This is a genomic window from Candidatus Equadaptatus faecalis, assembly GCA_018065065.1.
Taxonomy (GTDB): Bacteria; Synergistota; Synergistia; order Synergistales; family Synergistaceae; genus Equadaptatus; species Equadaptatus faecalis.
Window position 1 is genome coordinate 1 of record JAGHTZ010000046.1, and the last position, 4,692, is coordinate 4,692.

Annotated in this window: 8 protein-coding genes; 1 reads left to right on the forward strand and 7 read right to left on the reverse strand. The window is 45.8% G+C overall.

The window, feature by feature from the left end:
- Positions 1-76 precede the first annotated feature (76 nt).
- The 7 genes from KBS54_03680 to KBS54_03710 all read right to left on the reverse strand — a co-directional run bounded on the left by KBS54_03680 (position 77) and on the right by KBS54_03710 (position 4,015).
- Entirely contained in the window at positions 77-439 is a 363-nt protein-coding gene (locus KBS54_03680) for a hypothetical protein (protein MBQ0055231.1), read from the reverse strand.
- A 199-nt stretch (positions 440-638) separates the two neighbouring features.
- Positions 639-878 carry a hypothetical protein gene (locus KBS54_03685; protein MBQ0055232.1) on the reverse strand — a complete coding sequence of 80 codons (240 nt, stop codon included), beginning with the start codon at positions 876-878 and terminating at the stop codon, positions 639-641.
- Between the two features lie 602 nt (positions 879-1,480).
- Complete coding sequence (locus KBS54_03690; protein MBQ0055233.1) at positions 1,481-1,657, reverse strand: hypothetical protein; 177 nt, start codon at positions 1,655-1,657, stop codon at positions 1,481-1,483.
- Positions 1,658-1,826: 169 nt separating this feature from the next.
- Positions 1,827-2,006 carry a hypothetical protein gene (locus tag KBS54_03695; GenBank protein ID MBQ0055234.1) on the reverse strand — a complete coding sequence of 60 codons (180 nt, stop codon included), beginning with the start codon at positions 2,004-2,006 and terminating at the stop codon, positions 1,827-1,829.
- Between the two features lie 53 nt (positions 2,007-2,059).
- Positions 2,060-2,692 (reverse strand): sigma-70 family RNA polymerase sigma factor, encoded by a 633-nt coding sequence (locus KBS54_03700; protein MBQ0055235.1) that lies wholly within the window; start codon positions 2,690-2,692, stop codon positions 2,060-2,062.
- 545 nt (positions 2,693-3,237) lie between these two features.
- Positions 3,238-3,474 (reverse strand): DUF2922 domain-containing protein, encoded by a 237-nt coding sequence (locus tag KBS54_03705; GenBank protein ID MBQ0055236.1) that lies wholly within the window; start codon positions 3,472-3,474, stop codon positions 3,238-3,240.
- Between the two features lie 340 nt (positions 3,475-3,814).
- Entirely contained in the window at positions 3,815-4,015 is a 201-nt protein-coding gene (locus KBS54_03710) for a hypothetical protein (GenBank protein ID MBQ0055237.1), read from the reverse strand.
- A gap of 447 nt (positions 4,016-4,462) precedes the next feature.
- Here KBS54_03710 and KBS54_03715 point away from each other — a divergent pair.
- Positions 4,463-4,692, forward strand: a 230-nt coding sequence (locus KBS54_03715; GenBank protein MBQ0055238.1) for a hypothetical protein, incomplete at its 3' end; no start/stop codon positions are given.

Below are 4,692 nucleotides of genomic sequence, written 5' to 3' on the forward strand. Positions count from 1 at the left end.
TCGTATTATACCCCATCGCCGTGGAAGCCACTCCGCTGGCGGTCGTACCATACCCCATCGCCGTGGAATAATCTCCTTAGGCGGTCGTACCATACCCCATCGACGTGGAATAATTGCCGCTGGAGGTCGTACCATACCCCATCGCCGTGGAATTCGCACCGCTGGCGGTCGTACCATGCCCCATCGCCGTGGAATTCGCACTGCTGGCGTTCGTATGATACCCCATCGCCGTGGAATAGCTCCCTTTAGCTTTGGGTACATGTTCTCCGCCACTACTGGTTTCAAGGCTGTCGTCATAGATTATTATACCTGTGCTATCCGCAGTATCATCTGCATTTCTGCCGTTTTTGACAACGGGTGTTGCCATTGCAGGCGATGCCGCCGCGCAAATGAACGATACGAGCATTAGGACTGCCGCTAACTTCTTGAAATTTCTCATTTCTTCTTGCTCCCTTTCTGTTTCTGTTTTTTGGTGCCTGTGCTGTCTATTTTTATCGCTTTTCAGCGTTGTTTTGAGATTTGTTCTCCGTCTTTCTGCGGGCTTCGTCAGGAGCAGCGCAGAATCCAGCGTCTTTGCCCCGCAGGGGCTAATAAAAAAACCAATTACCATAAGAAACAATTACCAGAAGAACCAATGACTATAAAATACAATTACCATAAAATACAATTACAATCTTGTCTTTCTGCGGAAAGCCAAAAGGCTTTAGCGCATCCAGTGTCGTTAATTCTTTTTTCCAACGGGCAAAGCCCGTAAAGCCGCTGGATGCTGCGCTGCTCCTAACGGAGCCCGCAGCAAGACGAAGATTTTTTAGCTTTTCACTTTGCATTTTGCACTTTTCATTGCTTTTACCACAGCAAACATTTGCGGTGTTTATCACATCGCTTCTTTTATTTTCAGTATTTGAGTTTATTTTTTGAATTTTTTGTTTTTCTTCGGGGAATTTTTGAGAAATGAACTTTAGTTCAGTTTCAGAGGAGGGGAAGAAACACCTAAATGACGCCTTAAACGAGGCGGTTATGTATGTATGTATGTATGTATGTATGTATGTATGTATGTATGTATGAAATCAGGTCAGACATACTCATATTTTTACACGTTTTCGCATACGTCATGCACGCTGTACACATATCCCCCCCCCTCCGAAACTAAAGTTCAATTACGATAAAAACCAATTACGAATGATTTGTGTCGTCAGTCGTTTGTGAATTTTATCACATTCTCAAGCCAACAAAACAATTCCGGCTCAATGCCGCAAACACTTCAGAGATTATAAAATCCTCTTTTTCAGTTGTCAAGCCTTTTCACATTTCTTTTTGCAAGCCGGCGACAAAAGGGCGAATGGCGGAAAAACCAATGACCCAAAGAACCAATTACGACAAAGTACAATTACTATAAGAAACAATGACTATAAGCAGCAATTACGGTGTCCGCTGAAGCGGACGTTTGAAGTTAAAACCGTAAGGGCACGCGTACTGCCGCCTAACGACTATTGACTGACAACCGCAGCAGTTCGCTTTTTACTTCTTCCGTGTACTGTTTCGCAAATCTGCACAGCGCACCGTTCATTGTTTCGTTTTTCAGCCTCGTCGCGCGGATAAATTCCGCATGAAGCAGGGGATTGAGTTTTGTTGCTACTTTCTTTGTCTGTTCTGTCATTGTGTTTACTCCTTTCTGTGTGTGTTAAGAAAACCAATTACGATAAGGTGCAATTACCATAAGAAACAATTACCCAAAAAACCAATTACTATAAAATACAATTACTATCTTGTCTTTCTGCGGAAGCCGACAGGCTTAGCGCAGAATCCAGTGTCTTTGGTTTTTCTTTTCAATAGCTCACTTCGCTCGCGAAAGCCGCTGGATGCTGCACTTCCGCTGCGCTCCATGCAGCAAGACAAAGATTTTTTTGCTTTTCACTTTGCATTTTGCACTTTGCATTTTGCATTTTGCACTTTGCATTTTGCATTTTGCATTTTTCACTTTGCACTTTGCATTTTTCACTTTTCACTTTGCACTTTGCATTTAGCTTTTGGCTTTCCGCTCGCCATTCTTAATTCTTCATTATTCATTATTCATTGCTTTTACGGCTCCCGCCCACGGCGCAAGTTTTTCCCGCAGCCGTTTTACCCGCCTGTTCACCGCCGTGTGGGACAGTCTGAGCCGTTTTGCCGCTTCTCTTGCCGAGTGTCCGGCATAAAGCAGTTCCGCAAGTTTCATTTCTTTTCTGTCAAGCAGACGCGAGAGTCTGCAAAACATTTCCGTTTCTTCGTCCGCAAACCCGTCGTCGTGGATTTCGTCCGTTACGTCAAAGGGATGTTCTTCGCTTTCCATAAGCAGTTCAAGCGATACGTCGCGCTGCCGTTCACCGCGCATCTGCGCCGCTATTTTGCTTACTATGCTTCTGAGGTTTTTGCATACCGTTTTCAGCGCGCTTTGTTTGCTGAAGCCTTTTTTGCCTTCAAAGAGACGGTACACTGCCATTACGCTTTCCTGTACAAGGTCGTCGTGCAGCGTTTCGTTTTCGCTTCTTTTCTGCGTGCGTTCCGCAAACAGGTATATCAGTCCGCTGTTTTCCTCTATTATTTCGTTGAGGATTTTAAGTTCCCTTTCGCCGAGGCGGATTTGTCCGTTTCTTTTGTAGCCCGTGCTTGTCGTGTAAGCCGATACATTGTTTGTTCTATTTGTTCTGTTCATTTTTTCTCTCCTTTCGTTTCGTTCACTCGAGCTGTAAGCGTTAAGCTTGAAGCGTTAAGCTGTAAGCTTTAGAACCTTTAAGACTTTTGGCTTACTGCTTTTTGCTTTTGCTTACAGCTTTTGGCTTAGTGCTTACTGCTTCTCTCCGTCATTCTGCGGAAAGCCAAAAGGCTTTAGCGCAGAATCCAGCGTCGTTAATTCTTTTTTTCTAACGGGCAAAGCCCGTAAAGCCGCTGGACCCTGCGCTGACGCTTCGCGTCCCGCAGTGAGACGGGGATTTTAAGCCACTGGGCTCCGTGTCAAGCACGGAGCGACGGAGATTTTTTGCTTTTCAAGGTTTTCTCTCGTCATTCCGGCAGAAGCCGGAATCCAGTGTCTTTGCCCCGCAGGGGGACGGGGATTTTTTGCTTTTGCTTTTGGCTTAGTGCTTACCGCTTAATGCTCATTTTTCACTTTGCATTTAGCACTTTGCACTTTGCATTTTGCATTTTGCACTTTGCACTTTGCACTTTGCATTTCTTTCCCCGTCTCCCGCGCCGTGCGCACTACATCTCAACGTCTGTTGTGGTCGTTTCAATGACTTCCGCGCCGTTTGCGGAGGCTATGTTTCCGGCTATCGGCTGCTGTGTTACAACTTCGTCCATCGCCGTTTTTACAAGCTGTGCGCCCGAACCTTCTTTGAGCCCGTCTTTGACGTAGTTCAGGATTATGTTGTGTTCCGTTCCGTCACTTTTGAGAAATTTCATTTTGAGTTTTCTCGTAGTTACTACCGCGTTTTTCATTCGTTTTCACCTCCTTTGTCTGCTCGTTTCACTCGCGCTGTAAGCTGTAAGCTTGAAGCGTTAGAACCTTTTTTACTCGTCTTTCTGCGGACGGCGCAGCCGTAGCGCAGAATCCAGTGTCTTTGCCCCGCAGGGGCTTATTTCTGACGGACAAAGCCCGTAAAGCCGCTGGACCCTGCGCAAGCCCGTTGGGCTTCGCAGGGAGACGGGGATTTTTTTGCTTTTTGCTTTTGGCTTAGTGCTTACCGCTTAATGCTCATTTTTCACTTTGCATTTTTCACTTTGCACTTTGCACTTTTCACTTTGCACTTTGCATTTTGCATTTTGCTTTCTCCTCGCGCTACTCTTCTATCAGGTCAACGCTGTTGCGTTTGACGGCGGTCGGCGCTGATACAAACAGCGGTTTGAAGCTGCCTGCTACTGTGCTGAGCGTGTTTGCCGTCGCAGTCGGCGAAATCTTGCTGACCGATACCGTTTTCTTGGCGTCGTCCACCGTCAGCGAGAATTTCATTGCCATGCTTTCGTTTTCAAACTGTGCCATGTTTTTCACCTCCTTTCGTTCACTTCGTTCACTCGCGCTATAAGCTATAAGCTTTAAGCTTGAAGCGGTAAGCTATAAGCTATAAGTTTGAAGCTTGAAAACCTTTTTAATCCGTCATACCGCAATGCTTCTGTGCGGTATCCAGTGTCTTTTTCTTCTAAAACCCCGCTCGTTTCACTCGCGTAAAGCCACTGGGCTCCGCATCGCAGTGCGGAGCAACGGGGATTTTTTTGCTTAATGCTTACTGCTTAATGCTTATTGCTTACTGCTTATAGCTTGCTTTTCTTCATTCTTCATTCTTCATTCTTCATTGCTTTTCACTTTCTCCCTCCACTATATAAATAGGCTTTCAGGGTTAAAAAATGGAAACCCTTTCGTTTTCTGTTTTGCCGCTGAAAGCAGTTTTCATGCGGTTTTACAGTCACGGGGGTTTCCATTTTCGGTGGCATGCAGCCTATTTATACAGTAGAGAGGGTTGACGATTTTTCGTCGGGCATGGCTTTTCTGAGACAGTTGTATGACCTGCCGAGGTCTGTTTTTGCGGCTGTTTCTCGGCAGAGAAGCTACGCCTTATACATCTCTCACGCATTACGTGATGCGGCTCCAAACGGAGGTAAGCCCGTTGCTTTTCAGCTAAAGCTCTGCAACACTTCGGTAACGGCACGCTTAGCGGTCGG

What these genes read in the sequence shown, in the direction of transcription:
- KBS54_03690 (MBQ0055233.1), bottom strand. Translation starts at nt 1,657, where the DNA reads ATGACAGAACAGACAAAGAAAGTAGCAACAAAACTCAATCCCCTGCTT.
- KBS54_03680 (MBQ0055231.1), bottom strand. Translation starts at nt 439, where the DNA reads ATGAGAAATTTCAAGAAGTTAGCGGCAGTCCTAATGCTCGTATCGTTC.
- KBS54_03710 (MBQ0055237.1), bottom strand. Translation starts at nt 4,015, where the DNA reads ATGGCACAGTTTGAAAACGAAAGCATGGCAATGAAATTCTCGCTGACG.
- KBS54_03700 (MBQ0055235.1), bottom strand. Translation starts at nt 2,692, where the DNA reads ATGAACAGAACAAATAGAACAAACAATGTATCGGCTTACACGACAAGC.
- KBS54_03705 (MBQ0055236.1), bottom strand. Translation starts at nt 3,474, where the DNA reads ATGAAAAACGCGGTAGTAACTACGAGAAAACTCAAAATGAAATTTCTC.